The following is a 16,975-nucleotide window of genomic DNA, read 5'->3' on the forward strand; positions in this document are numbered from 1 at the left end:
GCGTGGTACTCGGCGGCCTCCGCATCGGTCAGCGCATGACTGCGCGATCCGGCGCCGCCGTGCACGGCCAGCGAGTAGGCCATCTTCGGCGTGCCAGCAGGGATGGCTCGAAGTTCCACAGGATCTCCTTCATCGAGGTGCAAGAGCGGGCGCTGACCCGGGGGTCGGCTGTGATGGTCCACCGACTGCCGGTCCACCGACTGCCGGGCCAGTCCTGCAGCACCGCGGCCCGGGGCCGCGGCCCATCGGTCATCATCCCAGCGGCGTCGGCGATCAGTGCTGCGGCCAGAATGCCTCGGTCAGCTTCTCGGCGATCTCCACCGACCCCACCAGAGGGTGCTTGGCCAGTGCCTCGAAGGCCAGCCCGCGATCCTGCTCCAGAACGGCGCGGATCGCCAGCTGCTCGACGGCCTTCATCTACGACAAGGACGCGTTCAAGAAGGCCGGGTTGCCCGACAAGGCGCCGGCCACCTGGGATCAGGTGGAGCAGTACTCCAAGAAGCTGAAGGCGGCCAATCCCAAGCAGATTCCCTTCACCTGGGCCAGCGACACCTCATACGTCTCCTGGGAAGTCACCAGTCTGCTGTGGGCCAATGGCGGCGATTGGAGCAACAAGTGGGACTTCTCGCCGATGACCGGCGACAAGACCATCTCCTCCCTGACCTTCGCCCAGGACTCCGTCAAGCAGGGATGGGCCCAGGTGCTCAACGGCGACCCGTCAACGGTCTTCGGCTCCGGCGCGATAGCGCAGATGATCAACTCCTCCGGTGGCATCTCGGGGATCAAGGGCGCCGCGAAGTTCAATGTCGGCGTCGGCGTGCTGCCCACCGGGCTCACCGGTGACACGAAGATCGTGCCCTCCGGCGGCGCAGGTCTGGCCATCAACGCCAAGACCACGCCCGCGAAGAAGCTCGCCGCGGCCATGTTCGCCGACTACCTGACGAGCTCGGCCAATACCGTCGACTTCTCCAAGATCACCGGCTACGTCCCGGTGCGCACCGACGCCGACACCGCCTCGCTCACTGCCGCCAATCCGGACTTCCAGGCCGTCCTCGACTCCCTGAAGCGCCTCAGGCCGCAGAGCTACGCGCGAGTGCTGGTGCCCGGCGGCGCCAGCACCCTCGACTCCAGCCTGATGAAGATCCTGGTCGACAAGGCGGACGTCAAGCAGACCATGACGGCGGCCCAGACCACCATCAAGGGCGACTACGAGTAGAATGTCAAGAAGTAACTCACCGGTCACCGGCATCGACCCATAGATGCCACGCGGTCTCCTCGGCGCCCCCTCTCTCAGGGCGCCGAGGAGACCTTTCGGCTCATCAGCACATCCTCAACCGCAAAGCGATCAACCATGACAGACGTCCACGCCCACCGCGGTCTCAACCGCCAAGCCCCCGAGAACACCATCGCCGCCTTCGAGAAGGCCTACTCCGCCGGTGTCCGGTGGATCGAGACCGACACCGACGTCATCGCCGACGGCACCCCGATCGTCATGCATGACGCCGCCACCGACCGGACCACCGACCGTCCCGGCTCGATCTACGACCTCACCTCGTCCGACCTCGGGAAGCTGGACGCCGGCTCCTGGTTCTCCACCGAGTTCGCCGGGGAACCGGTACCGACCCTGCATCAGCTGGTCGACTTCCTCAACGGCCATCCGATGAATCTCAACCTGGAGCTCAAGGGCAACCAGCAGGGCGGCCGGCAGGCGATCGCCCTGGTCGAGGCGGCCATCACCGAACTGAATCGTCTGGATCCCAGCATCGAGGTGATCGTCTCCTCCTTCGCCCCCCTGCAGCTGGCCGAGTTGTCCCGGCGCACAGACCGGTTCGCCCTCGCCCTGCTGGCCGACAGCCGGGACCTGCGTGCGAACTGGCGGGCGACCATCGAGCTGTGCGGGGCCACCCTGATCCATCCCAGTACCACTCTGGCCACTCACCAGGCGGTGGACGAGTACCTGGCGGCCGGGCTCAGGGTCAATGTCTGGACCATCAATGACCTGGGCACCGCGAACAAGTACCGCAACTGGGGTTGTGGCGTCATCACCGACATCGCCGACCAGATGATCGGCTTCTGAGCAGCAGCGACGAGGGCTACTCCAGGCTCTCCTGGTCCTGGTGGCAACCGCACGACGCCCTCACCTGGAGGGTCATCGGAAACAGCGTCCGCGTCCCTGGCTCCGGCGGCCCGGTCAGCGCCGCTATCGCCGCCTCGGCCATCGCCTCGAAGGGCTGTCGGACGGTGGTCAGCGATGGCCAGCTGTAGGCCGTCTCAGCAGTACCGTCCAGGCTCACGACCGCGACGTCGTCGGGGATCCGCAGGCGGCGCTGGTGCAGAGCGTGCATCACCCCGATCGCGATCTGGTCCGAGGCCGCGAAGATCGCGGTCGGCGGCTCGGGCCGGTCGAGAAGCTCCTGAGCCCCCTGGTGACCGCCGTTGCGATCCCAGGCCGTGATCGCCGGCGACAGCAACGGCAGTTCCCGCTCCTCCAGGACCGTCTGCCAGGCGTCCCGACGGAAGTCCGCGTGATCGTCGGGCAGCGGCCCTCCGACGTAGCCGATCCTGGTGTGACCGTGACCGACCAGATGCTCGGTGGCCAGCCGTGCCCCCATCGCGAGATCGGCACCGAAGGCGGGAATCTCTCCGACCGGTGTGGAGCGGTCGAGCAGCACCCTGGGGATGCGAGGGTCTCCGGCCTGGTAGAGCTCGGTGTTCACCAGACGGCAGTTAAAGATGAGACTGTCAACGCCGCGGTTGACCAGGCTTGCGACCACCTCCTTCTCGGTGCCCGCGTCCTCATGGGTGATGCTCAGCAGAATCGAGCTCGCTCGGCGCCGGGCGGCCACGTCGATGGCGTCGACGAACTCGCTGAAGTATGCATTGAGGATCTCGGGCACGACGACCCCGATCAGTCCGGTTGAACCGGTCTTGAGTGCGCGAGCCGAGGGATTGGGGTGATATCCCAGCTCTCTGATGGCCTCCAGGACTCGTCTGCGAGTCTGGCTGGCCACCGGCCTCGGCCCGTCGTTGACCACATAGCTGACGACCGCGGTCGAGACCCCGGCCCGACGGGCCACATCCGCCCGTGTCGTGGGTCTGCTCTCCCCGCTGGTCACGTGCCTCTCCTTGCTGTGGACACGGACTCCGGCAACCGGACTCGACGCACTGAGGAATCATGCGACGAGCGCGTCGGGCCGCACCCCGCGATCACCGAGGATTGTATCGGTGCCGCCTCGAGCGCCGCCGCCGCGTCGGGATCATCGGGCTACCTTCAGGTCTCCACATCCTGACACGATGGTCACGCGGATCGGTGGCCCTTGAAACGCCCTGATGTGGGAGCCGAGAGTGACCGCGTCGGCCGGTCTGTGGAGGCCACCACGGGCGATGCGTGCACGATCGACGTCATCTGAGGGCGACGCCTCCCAATCTACTTGAGTAGAGTAGTGGCTGCCCACTCGATTCCCGACCGTGCTGGGACAGCTGCCAACCCCATGAGGCAAGGAGCACCGAGGCCGTGAAACTGGACCCCCGTCAGACCCAGATCGCCCACCTGCGCGCAGGGGGCTCGTCACTCATCATCGACACCACCCTCGGCCAGCAGCCCATGATCCTTCACTGGGGACCAGATCTCGGAGCACTGCCCCTGTCGGCCCTGAGCGCTCTCGCAGCGGCGTCCTGCGCGCCCAGTTCGGGCGGCCAGTTGAGCACTTCGCCGCGAGTCGGCGTCATTCCTCTTGGATCAGGAGGATGGATGGGGCGCCCCGGCCTCGTCGGTCACCGCGCCGACGGCACGGCCTGGTCCCCCAGGCTCAGCTGCACCGGCCTCGAGATCGATGCCGGGAGTGCGCGCCTGCTCACAGCGGAGCACCAGGCATCGCAGGCCGTCAGCGCCGGTTCGGGGCGACTCGTCTACCACCTGCAGGACGCCGAGGCAGGCCTTGACCTCGCGCTCACGATGGAGCTGCTTCCCCAGGGGCTGCTACGGATGCGGGCCACCCTGCTGAACACCGGAGCCCGGGGCGACGCCGCCGATCAGACGTACTTCCTCGACGAACTCTCATTCGCGCTCCCGCTGCCGCTCAGCGCCTCAGAGATTCTCGACTTCAGTGGCCGCTGGGGGCTGGAACGCACACCTCAGCGTCGTCAGGTGGAGGTCGGCTGTCATCTGCGCGAGAGCCGCCATGGACGCCCCGGGTTCGACTCCGCCATGATGATGTACTGCGGAGAGCCGAGCTTCGACTTCGCCCACGGCAGCCTCTGGGGCCTGCACGTCGGCCACTCGGGCAACTCCCGCTCCTGGCTCGAGCGCACCAGCACGGGCCGCCAGGTGATCGCCGGCGGCGAGCTGCTGCTCCCCGGCGAGGGGAGGCTCGCTGCCCGGCAGACCTACACCTCCCCATGGGTGTACGCGCAGTACGCCGAGGGGCTGGACGCCGCGGCCCGCCAGCTGCACCGCTGGGAGCGCACCCTTCCCAGCCATCCCGGGGCCGACCGGCCGGTGAGTCTCAACGTCTGGGAGGCGGTCTACTTCAACCACGACCTCGAGACGCTGCTGAACCTCGCCGCACGGGCGGCGCAGATCGGGGTGGAGCGCTTCGTGCTCGACGACGGCTGGTTCAAGGGTCGTCGCAATGACCGCGCCGGCCTGGGCGACTGGACCGTCGACCCGCAGGTGTGGCCCCAGGGCCTGCACCCACTGGTCGATCGGGTCCGCTCGCTCGGCATGCAGTTCGGCCTCTGGGTGGAACCCGAGATGATCAGCGTCGACTCCGACCTGGCCCGATCCCATCCCGACTGGATCATGCGGGCTCGCTCCGAACTGCCGACCGAGTGGCGCCACCAGCAGGTCCTGAACCTCACCATCCCGCAGGCCTGGGATCATCTGCGCGACCGCCTGGACACACTCATCGACGAGTATGCGATCGACTATCTGAAATGGGACCACAACAGAGATCTCATCGAGTCCGGCGACGCCACTTCCGGCGGATCCGCCGCCGTCCACGAGCAGACCCTGGCCTGCTACCGACTGATGGACGCCCTGCGCAGCAGGCACCCAGGACTCGAGATCGAGTCCTGCGCCTCAGGCGGTGGACGAATCGATCTGGAGATGCTGTGCCACGTCCAGCGCGTCTGGCCGTCGGACTGCATCGACCCGCACGAGCGCCAGAGCATTGTCCGCTGGACCTCACAGCTGGCGGCACTGGAGTATCTCGGTTCCCACATCGCCTCGCCGCGCTCGCACACGACCGGCCGGGTCTCCGACCTGTCCTTCCGCGCCGGCACGGCGCTGTGGGGACACTTCGGTTTCGAGTGGGATCTCCTCTCAGCGACCGACGAGGACATGTCCCGGCTCGCTGAATGGGTGAGCTTCTTCAAGCAGCACCGCCAGCAACTCTTCACAGGAGATATCGTCCGCCGGGACGTGGCCGATGGTTCCATCTGGTTGCACGGCGTCGTCTCCCAGGACCGGTCACAGGGCCTCTATCAACTCGTCACGCGTCACCGCTCGCCGTTGTCACCGAGGGGGATGATGCCCATTCCGGGGCTGGACCGGGATCGGAGCTACCGGCTCCGAACCGTCCTGGTGGGCGGCGGACCGGCAGGCCTCGTGCTGCCGCCATGGGCCTCGGAGCCCGGCGGGATCGTGGTGCCGGGAGCGGTCCTCGAGGATGTCGGCGTCCACTCCCCCTTGCTCAATCCGGATCAGGTGCTCATGCTCAAGGCGGACGTGGAACAACAATGATGGGACAAGGACCACTACAGATCGGTGAGCTGCTGCTCGCCTTCGTGCTCACCTCGCTCGTCGGGCTCGAGCGCAATATCCGCGGCAAGGGCGCCGGCATGCGCACCCAGGCGATCGTCGGAGTCGCCTCCGCGATCTTCCTGATGGTGAGCAAGTACGGATTCTTCGACGTGCTCGGGCCCAATGTCACCCTCGATCCGTCCCGGGTGGCGGCCCAGATCGTCTCGGGAGTCGGCTTCCTGGGCGCTGGACTCATCATCACTCAGCACAGCCGGGTGCGAGGACTGACGACCGCTGCCTCGGTGTGGGAGTGCGCCGCGATCGGGACCGCCGCCGGAGCCGGGCTGTGGCTGCTGGCCATCGTCGTCACCGCGCTGCACTTCGTCATCACCTTCGGGTTCAACTGGTTGCAGGAACGCCTACCCAACAAGGGCCGCGATCCCTCATACCTGGACATCAGCTACCTGGACGGCCAGGGCCTGCTCCGCGAGCTGTTGTCGACCATCACGAGGGCGGGATGGGCGGTGCAACGCTCCCAGCCCAGGCGCTCAGGGCATGAGCTGGCACGTCTGGTACTCGAGCTCGAGGGCGCCAAGGACACTGCACCTCTCATATCGAGTCTCAGCGAGATCGGCGGCGTCTCCTCGGTGGAGGTGTTGCCGGAAGTCGATCTCGACTAGCCGGGTTCACGCAAACACACTCACCTGTGAACGTGCGCGCGTACGCAGTCACGTCTACCGACAACTCGGTACGGGCGCTCACCTCGGATGACCGGATCGGTCAGCCACTCTGCTGCGACCGTCTTGTCGCCCAGGTGGGTGGTCTCTGCGGAGCTGCCTCTACGCTGACGTGGCCGAGAGTTCTTCGTTGCGTTTCACTGGTCTCGGTGCTCGTAAAAGTGGCGAAGGAATTCTGTGGCTGTCACGCGCGATACCGGGCTCTTCACAATCGAGGGTGTGGTTGCGGCCTGAACCCGCCGGTCTCGAGCAGCGATCTGGCGATGTAGCTGGTCAGGTTGCGGAACCCGAGCGCGGAGCCGCGCAGGTGCTCGAGCCGGCCGTTGATCGCCTCCGTTGGGCCGTTGCTGGTGCCGGGCCGGTCGAAGTAGGCCAGTACGTCGTCGGCGCGCTTCTTCAGGGTTCTGCCGAGCTTGGTGATCTCGACCAGGACCGTCGGCACGCCGGCGCTGAGGTCGTCGATCAACTTGGCCATCAGCTCACGGCCACGGCTTCGGTCCTCGTGCCGGTAGGCAGCGATCATCCTCTGGTAGACGCCCCAGGTCGCCTCGACCTCGACGTGGTTGTCGTCGGCGAACAAGGACCTGAGTCGGGTTGCCTGCTTGTCTGTGAGCAGGTCGGCGCCAGTGCACAGCGTGCGTCGCGCCGAGTAGAGCGGGTCGCCCTTCATCCCGCGGTGCCCGTGGATGGCTTGTTGGACCCGACGGCGGCACACGTCCAGTGCCTCGCCCGCGAGCCTGGTGACGTGGAAGGGGTCCATCACGGTGACCACGTCGGGCAACTCCTCGACCGCGGCGGTCTTGAAGCCGGTGAACCCGTCCATCGCGACGACCTGCACGGCGTCGCGCCACGACTGCGGCCGGTCGGCGAGCCAGGACTTGAACGCCTGCTTGGAGCGGCCCTCGACCATGTCGAGCAGCCGGGCGGGGCCAGTGCCGTCACGGACAGGGGTGAGGTCGATGATCGCTGCGATCGCCGGCGTCATCATGAGCGGCATCCGCGACGACGCCGGCGATCTGGTCCTCAACCACGAGCTGTACACGATCGCCGCCCGGCGCCCGGAGTTCCGCGACATCGCTGAACGGTGGATACAGCGCAGCCGGACCGCCCTCGAACAGCATCTCCCGCCCGACCTCGCCCGTGACGTCGACGCCTACATCGAGGGCCTCACCCTCCATGGCGCGCTCGCCCCGAACCATCCGTCGATGTCGCAGGTCGTGCACAGTCTGCGACGGATCCTCCAGGATCCGGATCATGAGTGAACTCTTCTCTGCCCTGTCCATCAAACGACGGGGATCGCCCCGGTGGCAGCCTCGCGCACAGCACGCCATCTGCACGACGACCGTCCTTCGTCACCGACCCCGTCGCAATGCACCGGAGGTGCCCCTGGCGGAACCGCTGGGCTGCGTTCTCAACGAGGCGTGAAGCGATGGCCCCGAAGCCGCTCCGCACGGGACAAGCGTCCTGCCCGATTCAGTCAGGCCTCATCCTCAAGAATCTCCGTGAGAGCTGAGAGGAGTTCCGGGGTCGCGGCGTCGTAGTCGTGCACCTCACCGAGGTGACCAAGCGGATAGCGGCCGAGTGATGCGACTGCACTGAGCGCGCCAGCCCCATGCACGGCGACCAGATGGTAGATCTTGTCCTTGAGGACGAACCCGGTCTGGGCATCTGCCAGCAACTGTTCCACCGCCGCCAGCGGGTCGGGCTGTCCGACGGTGGAGAGCAGGCCGGAATGGATCACGATCGCGCTCCCGTCACCGCGTAGGTGAAGTCGGACTCTCTGATCCATACACTCGACATCCAGCAACTGCGCACCATCGATATCGAATGTGCGAGTCGCCTCTTGAGAAAAGCCAATCAGAGTGATGGTCCATTCCCTCCGGTCGGCCAGATCATGCTCGGCCGGCGTGATCCTCAGGGCCCCGGCCTCGGCGTCCAGCTCGAAGACGGTCTTCTGCCACTCCCCGTCCGGGGTCTCCTCCTCCAGACCGAAACGCCCCGACGCCCCGGCGGCCACCAGCACCTCCAGCTGCGGGAACAGCGTCTGGACATCCAACGACTCGCCGCGAGCCGCCAGCGGCAGGAAACCACCGGCCCGCAACAGCACCGGGATCGACTCCAGACCCCGCCACATCCGATAGCCCTGCCCGCCCTCGTAGGACCGACCCGTGAAAACGTCCGTCCAACGTCCTCGAGGTAGAAACACATCGGAGCACCCCATCTGCAACACGGGATCGTTCGGAACGACGATCGGGGCGACCAAGAGCTGGGAGCCGAACAGGTACTCATCGAGGTACCGATAGGCCTGCGCCGAGTGGTCCTCATAGTAGACCGGCTCGACGATGGACCGGCCGTCGCGGTGGGCGCGCAGGTTCATGGCATTGAGATAGGGCAGCATGCGGTGCCGGAGCCGGAGATGCTCGATGATCGCCCCTCGCCCGGGCTCGGCGACCTTCCACGGCTCTTTTCCGCTGAATCTCGAGCTCCCAGAGTGCAGTCTCATGATCGGGGAGAAGACGCCGAACTCCACCCAGCGGGTCGCCAGCGCGTCATCCTTGAATCCGTCCATGTGCCCGCCGATGTCGTGGCTCCACCAGCCATAGCCGATATTGGCCCCGGCGGCGGTGAATCGCGGCTGGAAGGCCAGCGACTTCCAGGTGATGATGGCATCCCCGGAGAAGCCGACCGGGTAGCGGTGCGAGCCGGGCCCGGCGTAGCGGGAGAAGATCAGGCCGCGGTCCATCTGGGTCGCCGAGTCGACGTAGTGGCCGTGGTTGAGCACCCACAGGGGGTCCATCCCGGGGATCTTCGAGTAGGGCCCCGACTGCCAGTCGATCCACCAGAAGTCGGTGCCCAGATCTTCTAGGCCGCGGTGCAGCACGGCGAAGTAGGCATCCATGAAGCGCTGGTCGGTCACGTCGAAACTGACCGGCGCACCGTTAGGCTCACGACCCATCGCACGACACAGAGGGACGTAGGCGTCCTCGAAGGCCCGCACACCGTCGGCCGGGTGGACGTTCAGCGTCACCCTGAGGCCGCGGCGGTGAAGCTCCGCCTGGAACTCCGCAGGATCGGGAAACAGTTTACGGTTCCAAGTATAGCCGGTCCACCCCGAACCGAACGTCGGGTCGATATCGGTCAGATGCCAGTCCATATCGATGACAGCAACCGAGAACGGAACCTTCTCGGCCTCGAACCGGTCCATCAGCTCCAAGTACTCGGCCTCGTCGTAACGGTGGTAGCGCGACCACCAGTTGCCCAACGCGAACCGCGGCAGCAGCGGCTGCGAACCAGAGATCGCGAAGAAGTCCCGGACTGCAGCGACATGGTCATGGCCGGCGGCGAAAATGTACAGGTCCTGATAGTCCGGCTCAGCGTTCCGGGGACACAGATGGCCGTGGTCGTCGAACACCATCGAGTCCGAGTCATCAAGAACGGCGTAACCCAGTCTGCTGTTGACGCCACCCTCCAATGGAATCTGGCCGTCTGCGAGATCGAGGGTACGCGCTGCCCCGCCCAAGTTGCCGTCGAGGCTGCGGCCGGGCCGCCCCTCGAAGCTCAACTGGCGGTCGGCCGGCAGGGAGAGGTCCTGTTCATAGCGCCACACCGAACGATAGCCAGTCACACCGCCGCGAACTGCCACGCTCAACCCGTTGGTGGTGAAGGGGCCCCGGTCGTAGTCAAGAACGTAGTGGCCAGTGACGAGCCGGACGCCTGTGTCGGTGGACTGGACATCGATCTGGGGGGTGGGCAGGTCGCGGTGGATGGCGAAAGTCGTCGGGCGGTCGTCAAATCGTCCCGACGGGGACCACTCGAGTCTCACCACGAGGTCGGTGAGCGGAGTAATGCGATAGTGCTCCCCCCGCAGCAGAGGGTTCTTGTCATCGGTGGAAGCCTCGATTGGTCTCATGAGTTCACTCCTGGGGATCTTGCCGTGGAAATCGCTGTGACCCGTCGGCCCTGGCAACCGAGCTGCAACTGGGCTCCGGTCTGCCCCAGGCTCCGGGGAAATGATGCTGTGCACTCGACTGCTCGTGGGTTGCCCTTCCCACCACCAGTCATGATCAGTGCCTGCGGCCCTAGGCAGCAGCCCCGGATCAGGGGCCCGGGCGCAGCAGGGCGGACATGGACGTGCCGCGAGCCTCGGGCAACTGCAACCCCATTGCTTGAGCCAGAGTGGGAGCTTCATCAGTCATCTGATGCCGCCCGGCGTCGGCCCCCGGGATGAATGCCGGCCCGGTGGCGAGGAAAACGGGCTGGGCGCCTGCACCGGGGTGGTGGCCGTGATTGCCGAGGTTGCCGCTGAAATCAGAATCAGTGCGACGCACCACTACTCGGCGATCGAGCGCCCCGCCGACGATGACACCCGGATCGGACTCGATGACGTAGCTGAATGGGCCGTCTAGGCCGAAGGCGTCGCGAGCCTCGCGTGCCGTCCACACCTTCCGAATCCGATACTTCGGGTCCTCGACTATTTCAACCAGGAGGTCCTCCAGCTTTCGACGTCGCAGAGCCGGAATCGTCTCGGAGACGAAGAGTTGACCAGACAACCCGGAACTGTGCAGGTAGGCGTCCCAGCTCGCAAGATGCCCCGCGGCATCAAGTTCCAGGAAACCGCGCTGGGCCAGCAGTGAGTTCAGGTTGGTGTGCTGGACCACATCGAGCTGGCCATGATCAGAGACGATGACGATGTTGCTTCGCGCGACCTCCCCCGTCTCCTCGAGAGCGCCGAGGACAGTGCCGAGCCGACTGTCGATCACTCGAAGTGCCTCGCGAATGTGGGGACCACGGGGGCCATACCTGTGACGGGATGCATCCAACTCGACCAGGTGGATCAGCAGCAGATCGGGGCAGTCCTCCCGCAGCACGTCCGCGGCCACCGAAGCAGCGAACGCCCCGTGGTTGCGCTTGGGCTGTTCAACGATGCGATGTCGGTGACGCTCGAAGAGCTCGTATCCCCGTGGCGAACAGGCCGCCCGCATCGTCTTCTCGACGCCACCGGTACGGCCCTCATTGCCGATCTCGGGTACGACGACGTCAAAGGGAGCTCCAGCCGTGACGGGCCACTGAACCGTGGCCACCTTCATCCCGGCTGCAGACGCCTGGTCGAGCAGAGTGGGTACCTGGATGAACCGATACCACCAGAACCAGTCGGGATGACCAACCCCCGGTTGCATTCGAACATTGTTGAATATGCCAGTCACAGCAGGCGGGCAGCCCGTGATCTGGGCAGTGTGATTGGGATAGGTCAACGTTGGATAGACCGCTTGAATCTGAGCCCGAGCAGGATTGTCGAGGATCCGCCGGAAGAACGGCAGAGTACGTGCATACTCCTCGTCGACATCCTCCATTGCGTCGACCGAGATGAGGATCAGTGTTGGGGCATTCATGTGACCTCGGATCGTGACTACTGAACTACTGGACGAGAACCCGGATCTCGGCCGACCTCCATGTGGGCCGGCTCCGAACACCGCGAGCCATGACATCGAGGGCTCGCGGTGTTCGGATGGAGAACCTTCCGGACTCAGTTGCCCTTGGCCATCACATTTGAAATGGTGTCCTTGTACTTGGCCATCTTGGCGTCAAGCTGCTTCTGCAGGTCGGCGACGACGGTCCTGGGATCCTTGCCGTCGCCGTAAACCAGTCCCATTGCGCGGTTGATGTCATCCACTGGGGAGTCGAACCAGGTAATGGTGTCGGACTGCTTGGCGTTCTTCACTTGGTCCAGCGCCACTCCATAGTTCGGGATCTTCTTGACGTTGGCCTGGACATTCGACAGTTCGGCAGCTTTCTTCACGATCGGCAGGTAACCGGTACCCAGGTGCCAGGTAGCGCAGACCTCTGGTTCGGCCATGAATCTGAGCACCTTGGCAGCAGCATCCTGCCGGTCCGTCGACTCCGCGCGGACCACAGCCAGGCCTGACCCGCCGATCGGTACCTTCGGGCCGGGAGAGGCCTTGCCCAGCATGAAGTGGGTGCCCACATCGAACTTGGCATCGTGGAGGATCTGGGCGAGCGTAGCGGTCGACGCATGCGTGGCCGCCGAGATGCCTGTGGTGAAATCGGTCACCGGAGACTTTGCGACGTAACCGAAGTTGTCCCGATGAATGAACTTGTTCTTCCAGGTCAGCCACTCCAGCATCGGGCCCTGGTCGACGAGAACCTTGGTGCCCTCGGAGAATCGGCCACCCCAGGCCCAGATGTGCGCCTGACCGTACCACTCGTCGTCGTTCTTGAAGGGGAAGACCTTCAATGCCTTGCCGGCGGCCTTGAGCCTGACGAGGTCGGCGGCCATCTCGGCGAACTCAGGCCAGGTCCCGGGGCCTTGCTCCGGCAGCCCCGCCTCCTTGAATCTGGTCTTGTTGTAGTAGAACAACGGGGTCGAACGGGCGAAGGGCACCTGGAACGTCTTGCCCTGAGCTTGGCCCTCGGCGACGAACTGCTCCATGTAGACCTTGGTGGACCAGTCGTCGTCGAAGTACTTGTCCAGCGGGGCGAGAGCCTCGGCCTGCCAGTACTGAATCCATCGGTGCTCCGGGAAACAGACGATGTCGGGCACCTCCTTGGCCTGGAGGGCTGCAGTGAACTTCTGCGCCAGGTCCGCGTAACCGCCAACCGACTCGGCACCAGCGTATATGTCTTTCTGCGAGTCGTTGAACTTGGTGAGCAGGCTGGACAACACTTGGAAGTTGATTCCGGTGAAAGGCGCCCAGAACAGAACTTTCGTCCGGCCCTTATACTTGGCGGGAACCTTCACAGGGGCCTGTCTAAATCCCTTGCGTGCTCCGCTCGTGGATGTGTCGGAATCGTTTCCTCCGACCCCGACGCATCCGGACAGGCCCAGGCTGGCCGCTCCGGCAAAACCCATCAGTTCCAGCATGGACCTGCGGCTAGTGTTGGTGTGCAGGAAGTCGAACATGGGAGTCCTCCTTGACAGATTGTTCAACGGTATTGAATTTCGGCACGGCATGATTTCGGTCTTAGCCCTTGACGGCGCCTGCGGCCAAACCGCCGACGATCTTCTTCTGGGCTGCGAAGAATAGGATCAGCATCGGAGCGGCTGCCATCACTGCACCGGCCATCACGGCTCCCCAGTTGGTCCCGCCCTCGTCGTTCTGCAGGAACTTCAGACCGATCGGAAGAGTCTGCATGTCAGTGGTGCTGGTGACGATCAAAGGCCAGACGTAGGAATTCCACTTCCCCATGAAGGTGATGAGAGCGGCGGTAACGAGCATTGGCTGACAGATCGGCAGGACAACTTGGACCATTCGTCTGAGGTGTCCCGCTCCGTCCATTCTTGCTGACTCAATGAGCTCGGTGGGCACCGTCCTCATCTCTTGATAGAGCAGGAACATGATGAACGACGACGCCAGAGAAGGCAGAATAATACCTGCATAAGTATTGAGTAGATCCATCTGCGAGATAGTGATGTAGTTCACCAGCAGGGTGACATGACCAGGAAGCATCATCGAGCCAAGCACCAACATGAACATGAAGTTCTTCAAAGGGGCCTTGACGAACACAAAGGCGTAGGCGCACATCACGGCGAAGATCAGCTCCACCACTGTTCCAACAACACTGGTCACGACAGAGTTCCAGAAGAATCGGAGGAAAGGGGCGGCGCGCATCGCCTCTGTAAAGTTTCCCATCGTCGGATGGAAGACAAACCATTTTATCGGCCAGGTGTATACATCTGCCTGAGGTTTGAGAGCCGACAAGAACATCCAATAGATCGGCACTAGGAACGTGATCAAGGTGATGGCCAACAAGATGTACATGATCACCCGGCCCAGTGACAGTCTGCGCCGGGTTCTACTGGACTTGACGCGGCTGAGAGTCGCAGCGTTGAGAGTCATCAGGAGTCCTTCCTGTTACTGAGCTTCACCTGGAAGATCGTCGCCACCATAAGAAGGGCGAATAGCACCATCGACTGCGCTGCCGAGGAACCAATATCGAACTCCTGGAAGGCCTTCTTGTAGATCGACCAAGTCAACGTCGATGACGAGTAGCCGGGTCCACCGCTGGTCAGGGTAGCGATGATGTCGAACGCCTGAGTACTAGCGATGATGCTGGTAATGAGCATGAAGTAGTTCACTGGTCGCAGCAGAGGGAACGTCATCTGCCGGAACTTCTGCCAACCGTGGGCCCCATCGACGTCTGCCGCCTCCATGACGTCGTGGGGAAGGTCCAGAATCGCCGCGTAGTAGATGATTGTGACGAATCCAATGCGCTGCCATGAATAGGCGATGATGATTGCCCATAGGGACCACTTCGAGGTAGCCGTCCATTGCGGTGAGGAAGCCCCGAACCATTCGAATACCATTCTGCTTATGCCGTACTGAGGATCGAACATGAACAGGAACAGAATTCCAACGACAGCGCCTGCAATCATATGAGGCGCAAAGGTCAGGGTGCGCACGACCGCGGAGAAGCGCAGCTTCTGGGCAAGTAGGAGAGCGATTCCCAAACCGGCAATGAGAGTGCCGACGACGGTGAAGAGAGTGAATACAAGAGTGTTCCACAGGACCGTATAGAACTCACTCGACTCGAACAGCTCCTGCCATTTCCTGAGGCCAACGAAGGTGGCTGACGGTTGGACGAAGTCCCAGTCGGTGAAGCTGAGGAAGAGATTGTAGAAGGTCGGCCAGTAGGCGAAGACCACGATGAGGATCATGTTCGGAAGGATCAGCGCAGCGAAGAGCGCGATCTCCCTCCACTCGTACTTTCTGTGCCTTCGGAGCTCTTGACCCGATGCCTCGACGACGGCGAGAACTCGTGCTTCCGCCTTTGATGCATCGCTCATGCGCGCACCTCCCTTTTCATTACCCGGCCGCTGAGCCGCGACGTCAGCATTTCGGCCGCACTCCCGTTGATGTTTTCTGCTGGTGGGCACCCGCCGGGAGCTGTACTGTCCACGGGCCGTCGATTGATCCGGCTCCGTCAGTCCCAGCGGTTGCTGCATCACCGGAGCGTTGATTCTGGGGAGGCCTCAGATCTGGTCGCTGATGTGAAACCGCTGATGACTGGAGATTCGCAGTGCGTTCATTCATGCCCATCACTCGATGTCCACCTCAGGGAGGACCTCCACCGACAGGACACCCTCCAAGTCAGCGAGGCCGGACATCAGAGCCTCCGTCTGGCGTGGTCCCTCCAGTTCCAGAATCAGCCGGGCGCTTCCTGAAGCATGACGAGAGCGCGGCACGGCTCGCTCAACTGCCCACCCGGCCCTAGTGATCGATGACAGGAGTGTTCTCAGTAGGCCCAAGCCATCGCAGTAGGTGACGTCCAGATGGATCAGACCACGACCACGAGTGGGAAGGATGCGTTCCAGCGCATTGAATCCGAAGGTGATCAGAAAGTGCATCGCGGTGACAGCGACCGCCAGGACCCACAGCCCCGCACCAGCGGCCATCCCGATCGCGGAGGACTCCCACACGGAGGCCGCGGTGGTGAGACCACGCACCCTGCTGTGCTGCGTCATGATCAATCCGGCGCCCAGGAACCCGACACCGGAGACGACTTGGGAGGCCACCCGCGATGGATCGAGCCGGATGTCTCCACCCATCAGGGGAACAAGGTCAAAGAATCCATACTTCCCGACCTGGAGAAATAATGCTGAGGCGACACCAACAATACTTTGGGTACGCAAACCCGCACCCTTGCCGCGCATATTTCTTTCAAGTCCGACAAGAGACGTCAGCAGAAGTGCGAGTGTCAACTCACACAGCTGATTCCAGCTCTGACCAAGACCAAGTCTCACCTCAAGAACGAACAGGCCCATCGTCACTTTTGTTCACTCTCCTTGGTACTTACGTGGAGCCGTCAAGCTGGACGCATTGTGGTTCCGTCAGCCCTGCCGTAGGACCTCGATTTAGGTGGTCTCCTGCTGCAGAGTTGACCACCGACACACAAGCAGAGATAAACCTCCGAGCGTCAGCTGTGTGCCGGACGTTTATCGCTATAATTGCAGGCTACGCGTGTAGATCGCCAGCAGTCAAGACCCGACCTGGAGCCTGATCGCAGGCCACTGCAGAGCGCAGTCAGCCGCCGCATTGCGCTGCCACGAGGCAGGACTGGGGCGCAGGGATGAGCCGTTGACACCACCTGTAGTGCCCCCACCCGAGGAGCCTGGTCCGTGATCCGAGACCTCAGGCATCCACATCCGGCTCATCCGAATCCAGGGTGTAGTCGGGGTCTGAACCCGCCGGTCTCGAGCAGGGATCTGGCGATGTAGTTGGTCAGGTTGCGGAACCCCAGCGCCGAGCCGCGCAGGTGCTCGAGCCTGCCGTTGATCGCCTCGGTGGGCCCGTTGGAGGTGCTGGGCCGGTCGAAGTAGGCCAGGACGTCGGCGGCGCGCTTCTTCAGCGTCCTGCCGAGCTTGGTGATCTCGACCAGGGCCTTGGGGACGCCGGTGCTGATCGAGTCGATGAGCCGGGCCATCAGCTCGCGGCCGTGGCGCCGGTTCTCGTGGCGGTAGGCGGCGATCATGCGCTGG

At 63.8% G+C, this 16,975-nt stretch carries 14 protein-coding genes and 1 pseudogene; 5 read left to right on the top strand and 10 right to left on the bottom strand.

Annotated elements, in window-relative coordinates:
* Positions 1 to 273: 273 nt before the first annotated feature.
* Positions 274 to 417: a hypothetical protein gene (locus tag H590_RS19225; protein ID WP_232020969.1), complete on the bottom strand. Its 144-nt coding sequence runs from the start codon at positions 415 to 417 to the stop codon at positions 274 to 276.
* Between the two features lie 31 nt (positions 418 to 448).
* Here H590_RS19225 and H590_RS0112705 point away from each other — a divergent pair, with 31 nt between their 5' ends.
* Together H590_RS0112705 and H590_RS0112710 are read left to right on the top strand one after the other, a co-directional pair.
* Positions 449 to 1,216 carry an extracellular solute-binding protein gene (locus H590_RS0112705; RefSeq protein WP_028703821.1) on the top strand — a complete coding sequence of 256 codons (768 nt, stop codon included), beginning with the start codon at positions 449 to 451 and terminating at the stop codon, positions 1,214 to 1,216.
* 135 nt (positions 1,217 to 1,351) lie between these two features.
* Entirely contained in the window at positions 1,352 to 2,077 is a 726-nt protein-coding gene (locus H590_RS0112710) for a glycerophosphodiester phosphodiesterase family protein (protein WP_036982468.1), read from the top strand.
* A 16-nt stretch (positions 2,078 to 2,093) separates the two neighbouring features.
* Here H590_RS0112710 and H590_RS0112715 read toward each other — a convergent pair whose 3' ends face one another.
* Complete coding sequence (locus H590_RS0112715; RefSeq protein WP_028703823.1) at positions 2,094 to 3,116, bottom strand: LacI family DNA-binding transcriptional regulator; 1,023 nt, start codon at positions 3,114 to 3,116, stop codon at positions 2,094 to 2,096.
* Positions 3,117 to 3,514: 398 nt separating this feature from the next.
* On the opposite strand from H590_RS0112715, the gene H590_RS0112720 reads away from it, so the two are divergent.
* Together H590_RS0112720 and H590_RS0112725 are read left to right on the top strand one after the other, a co-directional pair.
* On the top strand, positions 3,515 to 5,743 hold the full coding sequence (locus H590_RS0112720; RefSeq protein WP_036982470.1) for an alpha-galactosidase: 2,229 nt from the start codon (positions 3,515 to 3,517) through the stop codon (positions 5,741 to 5,743).
* A complete protein-coding gene (locus H590_RS0112725; RefSeq protein ID WP_028703825.1) occupies positions 5,740 to 6,423 on the top strand; it encodes an MgtC/SapB family protein in 684 nt (227 codons plus the stop codon). The genes H590_RS0112720 and H590_RS0112725 overlap by 4 nt, the downstream gene beginning before the upstream one ends.
* A gap of 262 nt (positions 6,424 to 6,685) precedes the next feature.
* Here the strand turns inward: H590_RS0112725 and H590_RS16735 are convergent.
* Positions 6,686 to 7,453 (bottom strand): annotated as a pseudogene (locus H590_RS16735) (ISL3 family transposase); the annotation flags it as partial.
* A gap of 13 nt (positions 7,454 to 7,466) precedes the next feature.
* Here H590_RS16735 and H590_RS16740 point away from each other — a divergent pair.
* Positions 7,467 to 7,742: a TetR/AcrR family transcriptional regulator gene (locus H590_RS16740; RefSeq protein WP_051238617.1), complete on the top strand. Its 276-nt coding sequence runs from the start codon at positions 7,467 to 7,469 to the stop codon at positions 7,740 to 7,742.
* Between the two features lie 215 nt (positions 7,743 to 7,957).
* On the opposite strand, the gene H590_RS0112740 is transcribed toward H590_RS16740, so the two are convergent.
* From H590_RS0112740 to H590_RS0112770, 7 genes are all read right to left on the bottom strand, one after another.
* Positions 7,958 to 10,390, bottom strand: a complete 2,433-nt coding sequence (locus H590_RS0112740; protein ID WP_028703826.1) for a glycoside hydrolase family 31 protein — start codon at positions 10,388 to 10,390, stop codon at positions 7,958 to 7,960.
* Positions 10,391 to 10,577: 187 nt separating this feature from the next.
* Positions 10,578 to 11,870: an alkaline phosphatase family protein gene (locus tag H590_RS0112745; RefSeq protein ID WP_028703827.1), complete on the bottom strand. Its 1,293-nt coding sequence runs from the start codon at positions 11,868 to 11,870 to the stop codon at positions 10,578 to 10,580.
* 134 nt (positions 11,871 to 12,004) lie between these two features.
* Complete coding sequence (locus tag H590_RS0112750) at positions 12,005 to 13,399, bottom strand: ABC transporter substrate-binding protein (RefSeq protein ID WP_028703828.1); 1,395 nt, start codon at positions 13,397 to 13,399, stop codon at positions 12,005 to 12,007.
* A gap of 61 nt (positions 13,400 to 13,460) precedes the next feature.
* Positions 13,461 to 14,336: a carbohydrate ABC transporter permease gene (locus H590_RS0112755; RefSeq protein WP_028703829.1), complete on the bottom strand. Its 876-nt coding sequence runs from the start codon at positions 14,334 to 14,336 to the stop codon at positions 13,461 to 13,463.
* Positions 14,336 to 15,283 (bottom strand): carbohydrate ABC transporter permease, encoded by a 948-nt coding sequence (locus H590_RS0112760; RefSeq protein ID WP_028703830.1) that lies wholly within the window; start codon positions 15,281 to 15,283, stop codon positions 14,336 to 14,338. The genes H590_RS0112755 and H590_RS0112760 overlap by 1 nt, the downstream gene beginning before the upstream one ends.
* Positions 15,284 to 15,535: 252 nt before the next feature.
* Positions 15,536 to 16,261 carry an MgtC/SapB family protein gene (locus tag H590_RS0112765; RefSeq protein WP_051238618.1) on the bottom strand — a complete coding sequence of 242 codons (726 nt, stop codon included), beginning with the start codon at positions 16,259 to 16,261 and terminating at the stop codon, positions 15,536 to 15,538.
* Between the two features lie 386 nt (positions 16,262 to 16,647).
* Positions 16,648 to 16,975: ISL3 family transposase (locus tag H590_RS0112770; RefSeq protein ID WP_028703832.1), on the bottom strand; the 328-nt coding region annotated here is incomplete at its 5' end.

The organism is Acidipropionibacterium jensenii DSM 20535, from assembly GCF_000425285.1.
GTDB lineage: Bacteria > Actinomycetota > Actinomycetes > Propionibacteriales > Propionibacteriaceae > Acidipropionibacterium > Acidipropionibacterium jensenii.